This window comes from Rugamonas violacea, assembly GCF_016461825.1.
Classification (GTDB): Bacteria; Pseudomonadota; Gammaproteobacteria; order Burkholderiales; family Burkholderiaceae_D; genus Rugamonas.
Genome location: NZ_JAEMNU010000003.1, coordinates 25130 through 38054, shown reverse-complemented (window position 1 = coordinate 38054; position 12925 = coordinate 25130). Strand labels below are relative to the sequence as shown.

The 12925-nt window shown below is 68.0% G+C and carries 14 protein-coding genes and 1 pseudogene; 8 read left to right on the top strand and 7 right to left on the bottom strand.

Going from position 1 to position 12925, the window contains the following annotated elements; all coding sequences use genetic code 11:
* The first annotated feature begins 112 nt into the window (after positions 1 to 112).
* Genes H7U20_RS00485 through H7U20_RS00465 form a run of 5 tightly spaced genes read left to right on the top strand, consistent with a single transcriptional unit; the run spans position 113 to position 5400 of the window.
* On the top strand, positions 113 to 1537 hold the full coding sequence (locus H7U20_RS00485; protein ID WP_199517656.1) for an efflux transporter outer membrane subunit: 1425 nt from the start codon (positions 113 to 115) through the stop codon (positions 1535 to 1537).
* 49 nt (positions 1538 to 1586) lie between these two features.
* Positions 1587 to 2084: a MarR family winged helix-turn-helix transcriptional regulator gene (locus tag H7U20_RS00480; RefSeq protein ID WP_199517655.1), complete on the top strand. Its 498-nt coding sequence runs from the start codon at positions 1587 to 1589 to the stop codon at positions 2082 to 2084.
* An 18-nt stretch (positions 2085 to 2102) separates the two neighbouring features.
* Entirely contained in the window at positions 2103 to 4256 is a 2154-nt protein-coding gene (locus tag H7U20_RS00475) for an FUSC family protein (protein ID WP_199517654.1), read from the top strand.
* Complete coding sequence (locus H7U20_RS00470; RefSeq protein WP_370593039.1) at positions 4225 to 4446, top strand: DUF1656 domain-containing protein; 222 nt, start codon at positions 4225 to 4227, stop codon at positions 4444 to 4446. The genes H7U20_RS00475 and H7U20_RS00470 overlap by 32 nt, the downstream gene beginning before the upstream one ends.
* 45 nt (positions 4447 to 4491) lie before the next feature.
* Positions 4492 to 5400, top strand: a complete 909-nt coding sequence (locus tag H7U20_RS00465) for an HlyD family efflux transporter periplasmic adaptor subunit (protein ID WP_199517653.1) — start codon at positions 4492 to 4494, stop codon at positions 5398 to 5400.
* A 112-nt stretch (positions 5401 to 5512) separates the two neighbouring features.
* On the opposite strand, the gene H7U20_RS00460 is transcribed toward H7U20_RS00465, so the two are convergent.
* Both H7U20_RS00460 and H7U20_RS00455 read right to left on the bottom strand, forming a co-directional pair.
* Positions 5513 to 6289 carry a glycine betaine ABC transporter substrate-binding protein gene (locus tag H7U20_RS00460; protein ID WP_199517652.1) on the bottom strand — a complete coding sequence of 259 codons (777 nt, stop codon included), beginning with the start codon at positions 6287 to 6289 and terminating at the stop codon, positions 5513 to 5515.
* Positions 6286 to 7410 (bottom strand): L-dopachrome tautomerase-related protein, encoded by a 1125-nt coding sequence (locus H7U20_RS00455; protein WP_199517651.1) that lies wholly within the window; start codon positions 7408 to 7410, stop codon positions 6286 to 6288. The genes H7U20_RS00460 and H7U20_RS00455 overlap by 4 nt, the downstream gene beginning before the upstream one ends.
* A 113-nt stretch (positions 7411 to 7523) precedes the next feature.
* Between H7U20_RS00455 and H7U20_RS00450 the strand changes: the two genes are divergently transcribed.
* On the top strand, positions 7524 to 8396 hold the full coding sequence (locus tag H7U20_RS00450; RefSeq protein ID WP_199517650.1) for a LysR family transcriptional regulator: 873 nt from the start codon (positions 7524 to 7526) through the stop codon (positions 8394 to 8396).
* Positions 8389 to 8541: pseudogene (locus H7U20_RS00445) on the top strand (helix-turn-helix domain-containing protein); the annotation flags it as partial. The gene H7U20_RS00450 and the pseudogene H7U20_RS00445, both read left to right, overlap by 8 nt.
* 198 nt (positions 8542 to 8739) lie before the next feature.
* On the opposite strand, the gene H7U20_RS00440 reads toward H7U20_RS00445, so the two are convergent.
* Together H7U20_RS00440 and H7U20_RS00435 are read right to left on the bottom strand one after the other, a co-directional pair.
* The gene (locus tag H7U20_RS00440; protein ID WP_233410409.1) at positions 8740 to 9264 is read right to left on the bottom strand and encodes an ester cyclase; all 525 of its coding nucleotides are present in this window, start codon (positions 9262 to 9264) and stop codon (positions 8740 to 8742) included.
* A gap of 126 nt (positions 9265 to 9390) precedes the next feature.
* Complete coding sequence (locus tag H7U20_RS00435) at positions 9391 to 10137, bottom strand: SDR family oxidoreductase (protein ID WP_199517649.1); 747 nt, start codon at positions 10135 to 10137, stop codon at positions 9391 to 9393.
* 216 nt (positions 10138 to 10353) lie between these two features.
* Between H7U20_RS00435 and H7U20_RS00430 the strand changes: the two genes are divergently transcribed.
* Complete coding sequence (locus H7U20_RS00430; RefSeq protein WP_199517648.1) at positions 10354 to 10545, top strand: type II toxin-antitoxin system CcdA family antitoxin; 192 nt, start codon at positions 10354 to 10356, stop codon at positions 10543 to 10545.
* Between the two features lie 196 nt (positions 10546 to 10741).
* Here H7U20_RS00430 and H7U20_RS00425 read toward each other — a convergent pair whose 3' ends face one another.
* From H7U20_RS00425 to H7U20_RS00415, 3 genes are all read right to left on the bottom strand, one after another.
* Complete coding sequence (locus H7U20_RS00425) at positions 10742 to 11059, bottom strand: hypothetical protein (protein ID WP_199517647.1); 318 nt, start codon at positions 11057 to 11059, stop codon at positions 10742 to 10744.
* A gap of 1 nt (position 11060) precedes the next feature.
* Entirely contained in the window at positions 11061 to 11750 is a 690-nt protein-coding gene (locus H7U20_RS00420) for a thiol:disulfide interchange protein DsbA/DsbL (RefSeq protein WP_199517646.1), read from the bottom strand.
* 137 nt (positions 11751 to 11887) lie between these two features.
* Entirely contained in the window at positions 11888 to 12811 is a 924-nt protein-coding gene (locus H7U20_RS00415) for a cobalamin-binding protein (protein ID WP_370593041.1), read from the bottom strand.
* Positions 12812 to 12925: the final 114 nt, after the last annotated feature.

Below are 12925 nucleotides of genomic sequence, written 5' to 3'. Positions count from 1 at the left end.
CCCCCGGCTCTTTGCCGCTGGGGTTTGCCGGAGTCGCTGGCGCCCCAAACAAGAGCCGCCCGCCCCAAACCGGCGCGCGGCCCATTGACACCCTCTTCCACCAAACGCCGCCATGACACTGATCCGCACCTTGACCGCCACCGCCTTGACGCTCGCCCTTGCGGCCTGCGCCGACATGGGCAACGTCAAGCCGCAGGCGCGGCAGCTCAAGCCGGCCGAGCTGAACGCCGGCGGCGCCATCGGCGCCGCCGCCGGCAAGGCCGAATGGCCGACGCAAGCCTGGTGGGAGAGCCTGCACGATCCCCAATTGAACCGCCTGGTCGACGCCGCGCTGGCCGACAATCCCGGCCTGCACGCCACCCAAGCGCGGGTGCGCCAGGCGCGCGCGCTGGCCGGCGTGGCCGAGGCGGCCACGCTGCCGAAGGTCGACGCCAGCGCCAGCGCCGACCGCGAACTGTATTCGGCCCACAGCACCGTGCCCGCCCCGCTGGCCGGCAACTACGCCTGGAAGAACACGGCCAGCCTGTCCGGCTCCTACGACCTGGACCTGTGGGGCCGCAACCGCGACGTGCTGGCCGCCGCGCTGGGCGAGGTGCGGACCGCTTCGGCCGAGTCGCAGATGGCGCGCCTGGCGCTGCAGTCGGCCATCGTGCGCAGCTACATCCAGCTGTCGCTCGACTACGCGCTGCAGGACACCATCGTGGCCAACCTGGCGCAGCGCCAGCGCATCCTCGAGATCACCCGGCGCCGCCAGACCGCCGGCCTGGCCAGCGACATCGACGTGAGCGGCATCGAAACCACGCTGCCGGCCGGCCGCCGCGACCACGAGCAGATCGGCGGGCAGATCGCCCTGCTGCGCAACCAACTGGCGGCACTGATCGGCAAGGGACCGGGCGACGGCGAGGCCATCGCCCGGCCCACGCTGACCCTGGACCACGCCGCCGCGTTGCCCAGCGCGCTGCCGGCCGAGCTGCTCGGCCGCCGGCCCGACATCGCCGCCCAACGCTGGCGCGTCGAGGCGGCGGCGCAGCGCATCAAGGCGGCGCGCGCCGCCTTCTACCCGAACATCAACCTGGCCGCCTTCGCCGGCTTCCAGTCGATCGGTTTCAGCCATCTGCTCGACACCCACTCGGCCATGCGCGGCGTGACACCGGCGATCAGCCTGCCGATCTTCGAGGGCGGCCGCCTGCGCGGCGAACTGGGCGCGCAAACCGCCGCCTACGACGGCGCCGTCGAGCAGTACAACGCCAGCGTGGTGCAGGCCTTGGCGGAGGTGGCCAACGCCGTCACCCGCGCCGCCTCGACGGGCGAGCAGGAACGCCTGAGCCGGCAGGCGCTGGCCTCGGCGCAACGCGCCCACGCCCTGGCCGAAAAAGCCTGGCGCGCCGGCATGACGGACTCGCTCAGCGTCATCAACGCCCGCATCGTCCTGCTCAACGAAGAGCAGCAGCAGGCGCAGATCGTCGGCCGCCAACTGGACAACTATGCCGAGCTGATGGCGGCCCTGGGCGGCGGAATAAAACTGGATTTGCCGTGATGCTTCGATAGTACAATCAAGCCTTTCGAGACAAGCAGAGGAGAAGGCGATGAGCAGTTTTGAAGCCACAAAAAAGCGCCTGCAAAATATCCATGCCCGCATGCCGGACTTCCCGGAAGACATGGTGCGCCTGTTGCGCATGACCTACCACATCCAAAAACGGATGAAGGACCTGAGCAACGCCGCGCTGCGCAAATACGAGCTGGTCGACGCCAGCTACATGGTGCTGGCGGTGCTGTACGGCTCGGACGACGAGACCTCGACCGCCTCCACCCTGGGCGAGGCCTGCATGGAAAAACCGGCCAACCTGACGCGGGTCTGCAACGACCTGGAGACGCAAGGCCTGATCGTGCGCGGCAACCGCCCCGGCGACCGCCGCTGCGTGATGATCTCGCTGACCGACAGCGGCCGCGAGCTGATCGCCCAGGTGCTGCCCGAGGTCTGGAAAAGCACCATGCGCGCCTATGAAGGCTATAGCGCCGACGAAGTGAAACAACTGGAATCGCTGTTCAAACGACAGCTGGACAATCTCGAAAACGCCACCTAGCAAAGCCCACCGACCACCATGACCCCAGCGCCCTCCGCCCCCCCATCTTCCCCGGCCACGAGAGCGCTCCAGTGGATCGCTGCGCAGGCGCGGGACTGGCGCGGCAGCGAGGGCGAGCGCATCATCTTCGTCGCCAAGACCATGCTGGCCGCCTTCGGCGCCTTGTGGCTGGCCTTCCGCCTCGGTCTGGACTCGCCCAACACGGCGATGACCACCACCTTCATCCTGGCCCTGCCGAGCAGCGGCATGGTGCTGGAAAAAAGCTTCTACCGCCTGCTCGGCACCCTGGTCGGCTGCGCCGGCGCGCTGCTGATGATCGCCCTGATCCCGCAACAACCGGTGCTGCTGTTCATGGTGCTGGCCGCGTGGGTCGGCCTGTGCACCGGCGGCGCCGCCATGTACCGCAACCAGCAGTCCTACAGCTTCGTCTTGGCCGGCTACACCGCCTGCATGATCGCCATTCCCGCCATCGACAATCCGGCCGCCGTGTTCACGCTGGCGGTGACCCGCGTCACCGAGGTCGGCCTGGGCATCATCTGCGCCGCCGTGGTGCACGACGCGCTGCTGCCGCGCCACCAGTCGAAACAGGTGATGCGCACCGTGCAGGCGCGCTACAGCCGCTTCCTCGGCTTCTGCCAGGAGGCGCTGCGGGGCCGCCTGACGCCGGCCGAAACCGAGCTGACCCATCTGCGCTTCGCCGCCGACATCGCCGCCCTCGAATCGGGCCGCGCCGCCGCCTTCTTCGAGGCCGCCCACGCCCGCTCGCACACGCGCCAGCTGCACGCCTTCAACGGCGCCTTCATGGCCGCGCTGACCACCTTCTACACCTTGCACCGCCTGCTGCACCGGCTGCGCACCGGGCCGGCCGGTCCGGTGCTGGCGCTGGTCGAGCCGCTGCACGCCACCTTGGCCGCCGCGCTGCGCGACGACGCCACTGTCGACAGCCTGGACCTGGCGCGCGCCCGGCTGGCGCAGCAGATCGCCGCCGCCCGCGCCGCGCTGGGCCAGGTCGAGCGCGCCTGCCAGATCGACTTCGACACCGCCGTCGAACTGCTCGAACGTTTCGCCCGCGACATGCGCGCCTTCGTCGCGCTGTATGCCGGCCTGGCGCAGGCCGGGCGGCGGCAGGTCAGCGACCCGCTCGCCTACAGCCCCAAGACGCCGGCGGCGATCGTCGTCGGCAGCGGCGTGCGCGCCGCCAGCGCGCTGCTGGTGGCCGCCGCAGCCTGGTACTGGCTGGCCTGGCCCTACGCCGCCAACGCCATGCTGATGACCACCGTGTTCTGCGCGCTGGCCTCGTCGTCGCCACGGCCGACGATGATGGTCAAGCAGGTGCTGATCGGCTTCCTGCTTTGCTGGCCGCTGTCCTTCTTCACCGAATTCTTCCTCGTCATCCGCGCCGACGACTATCCCATGCTGGTGCTGGCCGCCCTGCCCGTGTTCGCGCTGGGCGCCTACCTGACCACCGATCCCAAGCGCGCCGGCATCGGCGTCGGCATCAGCCTGTTCGCCGCCCAGGTGGTGGCGCCGCTGAACCTGATGCACTACGACGTGGCCGCCTTCTTCAACACCACGCTGACGCTGGTGCTGGGCGTGGCGGTGGCCTACGTGATCTTCGCCGTGGTGCTGCCCGAGCACACCATGGGCCAGCCGGACCACATCGCCGCCGCCCTGTGGCGCGAAACGCTGGCCACCTGCAAGGCGCCGCTACCCCAACTCAAGCAGCGCTTCGACAACCGCGTGCGCGACCTGCTCAACCAGCTCAACGCGGCCGCCGGTCCGGCGCCGGGCAAGGCGGCGCGCGCCGTGGTGCGCCAGGGTTTGACCTTGCTGGAGCTGGGCCACTCGGTGATCGAAATGCGCCAGCTGGTCGCCACCTCGCAGGCCGGCCCGGCGCGGAATGCGGTCAATGCGGCGCTCGAACTGGCGGTCGACATGCTGGCGCGCTATCTGCGCGCGCCCACCGCCGCCAGCTGCGCGGCGGCCCAGTCCGCGCTGCTGCAGGCCGGGCCGACGCTGCGCGTCGAGCTGCCGGACGCCGGCCCGGAACGCGAGCAACGCCTGCGCACCGCGCTGATCGACCTGCATTCCATTTACACATCCCTGCGCGACCAGATGGCGCAATTTCCAGGAGACGCACATGCTGCCGATCGTCCACACCATGCCGCGTGAGCTGGCCATCTTCGGCGTGCTGCTGCCGACCATCCTGCCGTTGTTCCTGCTCAGTCTTGTGCTGCAGGGCGCGCTGGACTGGCTGCTCGGCCGGTTCGGCCTGTACCGCCACCTGTGGCATCCGGCGTTGGTGCGCCTCTGCCTGCTGGTGTGCATTTTCGGCGCCCTGATCGGCGCCCTGTACGCCTGAGCGTCGCCCCCTCTTCGAACTCAACCTTTTTACCGGAACGCCAACGTGAACGCATCCAAGATCATCCGCTACTGCATCACCCTGCTGCTATTGGCGGCCGCCCTGTGGGTCGGCCGCAGCGCCTGGAACCACTACATGGAATCGGCCTGGACCCGCGACGGCCGCATCAAGGCCGACGTGGTCAGCATCGGCGCCGACGTCGCCGGCACCGTCACCGAGGTGCTGGTGCATGACAACGAGTTGGTGCAGCAGGGCCAGGTGCTGTTCGTCGTCGACAAGGCGCGCTACGAAAACGCGCTGGCGCAGACCGAGGCCGTGCTGGCCACACAGCAGGTGGAAAAGGGCCGCCGCTCGAAGGAGGCCAGCCGCCGCGCCGGCCTCGATAGCAGCATCGTCTCGGCCGAGAGCCGCGAGACGGCCGAATTCGCCGTCGGCACCGCCTCGGCGCAGTACCATGCGGCGCTGGTGGCGCGCAATATGGCGCGGCTGAACCTGGAGCGCACGGTGGTGCGCGCGCCGGCCGCCGGCTATGTCACCAACCTCAACGTGCACGTCGGCGACTTCGCCGCCGTCGGCGCCGCCAAGCTGGCCGTCATCAACCGCGCATCGTTCTATGTGGTGGGATATTTCGAAGAGACCAAGCTGCCGATGCTGACGCCGAACGACCCGGTCGAGATGCACCTGATGAGCGGCGGCGCCGTGCTGCGCGGGCATATCGAGAGCATCGCCCACGGCATCACCGACCGCGACGCCAGCACCGGCCGCGAGCTGCTGGCCGACGTCAACCCGACCTTCAACTGGGTCCGCCTGGCGCAGCGCGTGCCGGTGCGCATCCACATCGACCAGTTGCCCACGTCGCTGCAACTGGTGGCCGGCACCACCTGCACCGTGGTGCTGACACCGCACGCGGCGAAGACGGCGGTGTCGGCTAAGGCGAAGGCCAGCGCTTCCTGAGCCGGATGGCGCTACATCAAGGCGCCGGCGGCCACAACTCCATCCAGGGGTGCAAAGCCAGGGTCGGACCCGGCGGGTCCGACCCTCAATTTCGCCGGTGGGGTTTCTCGGCTCAGCCGCGCTGCCGGCCAAGCCAGGCCTGCGCCACCGCCAGCGGCGCCCGCCCTTCGACGCGGATCTGGTGGTCCAACTCGGTCACCACCGCGTTCCCCAGATGCAGACCGGCCAGCGCCCGCAAGGCCGCGTCGCCGATGCGGCACTCGGCCGCCCGCCGCACGATCAGGGTGGCGGCGTCGGTTCCGCCCAACATGCCGCGCGGCTCGCGCAGCGCGCGGATGCGGTGGCGATGGTGCAAAAACTGCGGGCTCCACAACGGCACCACCAGCCAGCGCCGCTGCGCCACGGCATGCTCGAAGGTGCCGAAGCAGTCCTCCTCGCTGCCGGGCCGGAAGCGGTAGCCGGCTTCGGCCAAGCCGTAGGCGTCCACCATCGCCGCCGAGAAGCGGCTGATGCCGGCGCCGGGATTGATGCCCTGGATGGTGCGCTCCATGCGCGCCAGCACCTCCGGCCGCAGCAGGTCGTCCACCGACGCCACCAGCTCCTCCGGCACATAGTCCGGCACGCCCCAGATGCAGTAGGGGCGGTACAGCACGGTCAACTCGCGCACCTGCTCGCGCATCGGCGCGATGTAGCCGCCGTGGCTTGCCGGCAGCCAGGCCGACACCATCAGGTCGACCGCGCCCCGACCCAGCGCCTGGAACATCGCCTCGTGCGGCGCCGTCGACAGCGCCACCGCGACGCCATGTTCCAGCAGCACCGCCTGCACCACCGCCGCGCTGGCGGCATGGAAGGACAAGTCGATATGCCCCAGCCGCAACGGCGCCGTCATTGCTCGCCTCCTTCCAACTGCAAGGTGTACAGCATGATCGGCCACCGCACCTTGGACCGGCCGCCGTTGAACAACGCATTGCGGTCCATCTGCGGCACCGGCAGCCAGATGCGATTGCGTTGGTCGATCACCGGCGCGTCCACCCAGTGCAATCTGTCGTCGCGCAGCACCGTGCTGACGTTGCCGTTTGGCGTGCGCCTCATCAGGCTGTTGGTTTTCAAATCGGTGAAGTAGAGGTTGCCCTGGCGGTCCATGGCACTGCCGCCGATGGGGCCGATGTCCGCCCAGGGTTTGACGGCGCTCTCCAAACTGGCGGCATCGAGCGAGGCGTCGTTCAGCAGGCGCGTTTCGATCTGCGACCACGGACCGGCCAGCGGACCGAAGTACAGATGGCGGCCGTCCGGGCTGATCTCGAACGGGTCGGCGTTGACCAGCAACGGCGCGCCGTCGCCGCCACGGACGATCTGGCCGTCGACGTCGATGGGTCGGTCCCGCCGCGCCGTGGTCGAAGGCGAGCCGTCCAACACGCGGCGCCCCTGGCCGCTGACCAGGTCGAGCACGATCAGGCCCGGCCTGCCGGCGTCGGTCAGGTAGGCATACTTGCCGTGTTGGCGGATGTCGTCGACATAGCTGCCGGCCAGCGCCAGCTCCGGGCCGAAGTGGTAGACGCGCTTGACACGGTTGGTCTTCAGGTCGATCAACACGGCCTTGGCGCCGCCTGGCAGAGGGTCGCCGCCGAAGGCCGGCGCGCCGGAGTCGACGGCCCACAAGCCGCCCTGACCGTCCAGATGGATGGCGTTGATGTTGACGAAGGCCTGCGCCGCGTCGGCTCCTGGCTGCCAAGCGTTCCAAGCGGCGCTCGGGAAGGGTTGCGGCCGGCCTTTTGCGTCTAGCAGCGCCAGCGCCGGTCCGCGCGAGCCGGTCCAGCGTGGGCCGGCGACGAAGACGCGCTTGCCGGCGACGGCCACGCCGTTCCAGATCATGCTGTCGCTCTGCGCGGCGACCTGAAGCTCGGCAGCGACGGTCGGGGCGCCGGCAGCTACGCCGGCGGCCAACACGGCGGCGGCGGCAATACGCGCGCCCATGGTGGCCACGCGGTGGTGGGGAATGTGGTGGTCCATCTCGTCGGTCCTTTGAAACGCTTGGGAAAAGGCCAGCTTAAGCCATTCACCAACGCAGGAAAACCAATTAAAATGCTCAAAACCCATTCATAAATGTATGACTGCTTCATGCTATGAAAATACACACCAATTGGGATGACCTGAAGATTTTCCTCGCCGTGGCGCGCGGCGGCACGCTGGGTGCCGCCGCCAAGCTGCTCGGCCAGTCGCAGCCCACCATGGGCCGGCGCATCCGCGCGCTGGAGCAGAGCCTGGGCCACGAGCTGTTCCACCGCACCGACGACGGCTTCCTGCTGACCTACGAGGGCGAGGCGGTGCTGCGCAATGTCGAGAAGATGGAGGACGAAGCCCTCGCCGTGGCGCGCAAGCTGTCCGGCCAGCAGCAGCTCGAAGGCCTGCTGCGCGTCTCCACCACCGAGTGGTTCGGCGCCCATCTGCTGGCGCCGGTGCTGGCCGGCTTCAGCGCCGCCAACCCCGGTCTGCAAATCGAACTGGTGACGGAGACCCGGCTGGTCAGCCTGGCCCGCCGCGAGGCCGACCTGGTGTTCCGCTTCCGCCAGTTCGAGGAGCCGGACGTCATCCAACGCAAAGCCATGCACGTCGCCTTCGGCGTCTACGGCAGCAGCGCCTATCTGAAGAAGGCCGGGCCGCCCGGCGACGGCCATGGCCACAGCCTCATCACCATGGACACGGCCTACGGCGAACTGGCCGACGTGCCTTGGCTGAAGGCGCGCCTGCCGCGCGCCCGCGTCGCCCTGCGCGCCAACAGCCGCGACGTGCAGGCGCAGTTGTGCCGCAGCGGCGCCGGCCTGGCGGTGCTGCCGCGCTGCCTCGGCGACCAACTGCGCGGCCTGAAACTGGCCGACCTGGGCCAGCCGCCGCCCGGCCGCGACGTCTGGGCCGGCTACCACAAGGATTTGAAACGCTCGCCGCGCCTGCGCACGCTGCTGGCGGCCACCCTCGAAGCACTCGCCCGGCATGAATAATCCCGAACACAAAAACGCCATGGACCGCTTCGGCACACTCCGCCTCTTCCTCGACGCCGCCGAGCTGGGCAGCTTCCCCGCCGCCGGCCGCAAACAGGGCATGTCGCCGGCCGCCTCCAGCGCCTGCATCCAGCGGCTGGAGGCCTCGCCCAAGGTCAAGCTGTTCGAGCGCACCACGCGCCAGCCGCGCCTGACCGAAAAGGGAGCTGGGCGAGCAACCCTCCATCGTACTGGTCAGCTGCTCTACCACCGCAACCGCTGCCAGCCGCCGCGCATCGCGCCGCTGATCGACTTCCTGCTGGAGCGCTTCGGCCAGCTGCCGCGCCAAGCCGCAACGGCGCGCCTACTGCTGAACCACGCCCGTCTGCTGCAGCAGCGTCAGCTTGCCCTCAAGGCGCCAGTTGTCGGCGATGCGGCCTTTAACCACGCGGCACAGGTCGATGGCCTGGAAGTCGATCGCCTGTCCCTTGCCCCGCACCTTGCCGAACTGGCCGGTGAAGTGGCCGGTGAAATGCAGCCGCACGGTGACGCGGTCGCCGGCGGCGACCAGGTCGGTCACCGCCACTTTCAGATCGGGGACGGCGCTGCGGAAGTGCGCGAGGCCTGTGGCGGACCGGCCATGCCCTGCTCGCGGCCGGGCGGCAGCGTGCGGTCGGTGAAGTCGGCCGCCAGCGCCTGCTGGGCATAGGCCGGATCGCCGGTGTTCCAGAACGCGGCGTAACGGCGCGCCGCCAAAATCACCGCCTCCAACTCGGGCGAGGAAGCGACGCCAGCGACGTGCTGCGGCAGCGGCAGCATGGCGTCGGCGGCCAGCACGGTGGTCGAGCCGGCGCCGAGCACGGCGGCGCTCAGCAAAGCGGGCGGGCATTGGTTCGGCATGGTTTGGTCCTGGATGGGTGAAAAGAAGCAGCATTGTCACGCTTCCGTCCAGGTTTGATAATGCAGCCGCGCTTTGAATCATCCTCTTGTTTTTGTTGAAGATGACAATGAATGCTCAGCGCGCGCCGGCGGCGTCGATGAAGCTGCCGCTGACGTAGGAGGCGGCGGGGCTGAGCAGCCACAGGATGGCCTCGGCCACCTCCTCCGGCTGGCCGCCGCGCCGCATCGGCACCGAGTCCGCCATGCGCGCGACGCGGTCGGCGTCGCCGCCGCTGGCGTGGATCTCGGTGTAAATCAATCCCGGCCGCACGCAGTTGACCCGGATGCCCTCGGCCGCCACCTCCTTCGACAGGCCCAAGGTCAGCGTGTCGACCGCGCCCTTGGAGGCGGCGTAGTCGATGTAGACGTTGGGCGAACCGACCTTGGCCGCGCCGGACGACACGTTGACGATGGCGCCGCCCTGCCCGCCGCTGGCGGTCGACATGCGGCGCACCGCCTCTTTGCAGCACAGGAAGTAGCTGATGACGTTGGTGGTGAAGACGCGCTGCAGGCGCTCGGCCGACATCTCCGTCAAGCGGCACTGGGTCTCCAGGATGCCGACGTTGTTGACCAGCGCGGTGATGCCGCCCAGTTGCGCGTCGACGGTGGCGAACAGGCGCAGCACGTCGGCCTCGACGCCGACATCGGCCTGCACGGCGATGGCCTCGCCGCCCGCGGCGACGATGCGCCGGCGCAGCGCCTCGGCGGCGGCGGCGTCGCTGCGGTAGTTGATGCACACCGCGTAGCCGCGCCGGCCGGCCAGCAGCGCCGTCGCCGCGCCGATGCCGCGCCCGCTGCCGGTAATCAGGATCACTTGTTTCATGCCTTGCTCCATGCTCTGTTCGTCAAAGCGGAAATCATAGCAAGGATTGGCAGGCCAATGCATGCACAGCCCGACTCGGGCATGTGCCATTGTCGATTGGGGGAGCGCCATGCCCTGACTTCAATGTAAGTCAACTCTACCCCATTCGCCAACAGCGCTGATGCATTTCGATCGCGCTATAATCGCCGTGCGTATCCACTCCGAACCGGTGCCAATATGAAACGATTTACGTTTCGTTCAAGTCAGCAAATCTTAGAAATGTGCCAACCTGCAAAAAGGCCAGCAGCCGCCCGCCCCGGCGAGCCGACTGCCAGCAATTGGAACGATGAGCACGCTGCATTTTTAGCCGAGTACAACAAGCTCATTGAAGCGGAAGGCGTGGCGCTGGAAGAGTTCCGTTTGCTCTGAGATGGCAAGATTTGATATTCATCGCAACACTTCCGCATCCAGGTCTTCGGCACCTCTCCTCATTGACGTACAAAACAACAACTTTTGGCAGCTCTAGACCGCCTTTTTGGATCGTACTGATTCGAGCTCAATGCCAGAAAAGGAAAAGCCCGCATCAGCGGGCTTTTCCTTGCGAACGGAACGGCGTCGGCCGTGGCTACGGCCGCACGTGCGTCAGCGCGTAGCCGACGTGCTGCCACCAGTGCTCGCGCGAGTGGACGCTCTTCAGGCATTTCTTGTCCAGCTCGCCCTTGAACACCGGATCGGCGCACTGCGCCGTGAACAGCGCGTTGCGTTGGTTCTCGGCGTTGACCAGGGCGACGGTCAGCCAGAAGATCAGGCCCAGCGCCAGCGCCAGCACGCTCCAGGCGATGTGGTTGACGTAGCTGCGCTCGTACAAGTCCTCGATGTTGGGCTCGGACTCGCGGTACATCTTCATCACGCCCTTTTCGACGTCGTTCTTTTTTTCGCTCATATTATTTCTTGACTGCCTTTGGGGCCGCCGCCGTTGCGCCGTTCTTTTCCTGGTTGGCCTTGGCCACCAGCGCGTCCATCACCTGGAACAGCGCCGCGTGCGCCGCCGGCACCGGCTTGCCGACGCCGGCCATCGCCGGCGAGGTGACGTAGTGGCCGTCGATGACGATGCTCGGTGCGCTGTCGAGCTTGTACTGGCCGACCAGTTGCATCGAACGCTTCATCTTGGTTTGGACCGCGAAGGAGTTGAAAAATTCCAGATACTTGGCCTTGTCGACGCCATTTTTGACGACGAAGTCGAGCAGGCCGGCGTCGGTGTTGAGGCGGTTGCGCTCGACGTGGATGGCGTGGAAGATTTTTTCATGGATGCCGCCGCCCAGCAGGTTCATCGCCTCCAGCGTGGCGAAGGCGTGCGCTTGCGGGTCGCTCAGGCCGCTGGCCATGTGCAGGCGACGGAAGACGATCTTGTCGCCCTGCTGCTTGACCCAGTCGGCCATGACCGGTTCGAGCGCGTTGCAATGGGGGCAGTGGTACATGAAGACCTCGACCACTTCGATCTTCTTGCCCGTGTCGGCGCGCACCGGCGTGTCCAGCGTCAGGTAATCGGTGCCGCTTTTCGGTTCGGCGGCAAAGGCGCCGGAGGCGGAGGCCATGAAGGCGACGGAGACGAGCAGCAGACGCAGAAGACGCATAACAAAATCCTTGTTCGATGGGGTTGGCACACGCGGTGGAAAACAATGGTGCGATCGCCGCGAGATTACCACTTTTTTCGCGGCGTTTTGGGGCCGGGACGCAAAAATCGGCGTTTTGGCGCCAAATTAAGTCCGCTTTAAGGGCGTCGGCGGCGCGCCAGCTCCAGTTTCTCGCACAACTGGGCGGTGCCGTCGGCCATGCGCGGCGTGGCGCGCGCCATCAGGTCGCCGCTCAACTCGAACAGGTTGCCGCGTTGCAGCGCCAGCATGCCCTTGTATGGACGCCAGATCGCCAGGCCGCTGTCGGTCGGGCTGTCGCCCTCGTGCCGCTCGCCGCCGACGATGGCCTCCGGGTTTTCCTGCACCACCGCCTCGGCGCCGACCGACGGCGCCATCACCTTCAGCATGCCGAACACGTTGCGCCCGCCGCACAGGCGGATCGCGTCGCTGACGATGTGCTCGTCGTTGAGGGTGTAGAGCGGCTTGTCCCAGATCTGGTAGAACAGCCGCACCGGCGGGCGCTGCGCGTATTTGGCGCCGAGCGCGGCGATCTTCTGCCGGTAGTCCCTGGCCGCCGCCTGCGCCGCCGGCTCGGTGCCGAGCAGTTGGCCGAGACGGATCAGCGAGGTGGCGATTTCGTCGAGCTTGGCCGGCGCGCTGTAGTAGATCGGCAGGCCCAGGCTTTTCAGCTGCTCGATCTGGCGCGAGCTGTTACCGCCCTTCCAGACCACCAGCAGGTCGGGCTTGAGGGCCAGCACGCGCTCCAGGTCGATCTGCTCGTTGCTGCCGACCAGCGGCAGACGCTTGGCGGCGGCCGGGTAGTCGCTGAAGTTCATGCCGCCGACCACGCGCTCGCCGCCGCCGGCGGCGAACAGCAGCTCGGTGATGTGCGGCGCCATGGCGATGACGCGCTGCGCCGGCTTGGCCAACGTGACGGTCAGGCCGGCGTCGTCGCGCACGGTGATGGCGGCTTGGGTGGCGGCCTGGGTGGCGGCGTGGGTTGCGGCGTGGGTTGCGGCCTGGGTGGCGGGGCTGTGGGTGGCGGTGCAGAGCAGCGCCATCGAAGCCAGCGCGCGGAGACGAATCGGATGCTGCATGGGGGTGGTTTCCAAAGAATGGGGGGGGCTGCGTGGGGCGCTGGAACGCCTGCTCGACCCCGCGGCACAAACTGGGGT

Bases quoted from the DNA above. Each gene is read 5' to 3' on its own strand.
- H7U20_RS00485 (WP_199517656.1), top strand. From the start codon at position 113: ATGACACTGATCCGCACCTTGACCGCCACCGCCTTGACGCTCGCCCTT.
- H7U20_RS00480 (WP_199517655.1), top strand. From the start codon at position 1,587: ATGAGCAGTTTTGAAGCCACAAAAAAGCGCCTGCAAAATATCCATGCC.
- H7U20_RS00475 (WP_199517654.1), top strand. From the start codon at position 2,103: ATGACCCCAGCGCCCTCCGCCCCCCCATCTTCCCCGGCCACGAGAGCG.
- H7U20_RS00470 (WP_370593039.1), top strand. From the start codon at position 4,225: ATGCTGCCGATCGTCCACACCATGCCGCGTGAGCTGGCCATCTTCGGC.
- H7U20_RS00460 (WP_199517652.1), bottom strand. From the start codon at position 6,289: ATGACGGCGCCGTTGCGGCTGGGGCATATCGACTTGTCCTTCCATGCC.
- H7U20_RS00455 (WP_199517651.1), bottom strand. From the start codon at position 7,410: ATGGACCACCACATTCCCCACCACCGCGTGGCCACCATGGGCGCGCGT.
- H7U20_RS00450 (WP_199517650.1), top strand. From the start codon at position 7,524: ATGAAAATACACACCAATTGGGATGACCTGAAGATTTTCCTCGCCGTG.
- H7U20_RS00440 (WP_233410409.1), bottom strand. From the start codon at position 9,264: ATGCCCGCCCGCTTTGCTGAGCGCCGCCGTGCTCGGCGCCGGCTCGAC.
- H7U20_RS00435 (WP_199517649.1), bottom strand. From the start codon at position 10,137: ATGAAACAAGTGATCCTGATTACCGGCAGCGGGCGCGGCATCGGCGCG.
- H7U20_RS00430 (WP_199517648.1), top strand. From the start codon at position 10,354: ATGAAACGATTTACGTTTCGTTCAAGTCAGCAAATCTTAGAAATGTGC.
- H7U20_RS00425 (WP_199517647.1), bottom strand. From the start codon at position 11,059: ATGAGCGAAAAAAAGAACGACGTCGAAAAGGGCGTGATGAAGATGTAC.
- H7U20_RS00420 (WP_199517646.1), bottom strand. From the start codon at position 11,750: ATGCGTCTTCTGCGTCTGCTGCTCGTCTCCGTCGCCTTCATGGCCTCC.
- H7U20_RS00415 (WP_370593041.1), bottom strand. From the start codon at position 12,811: ATGGCGCTGCTCTGCACCGCCACCCACAGCCCCGCCACCCAGGCCGCA.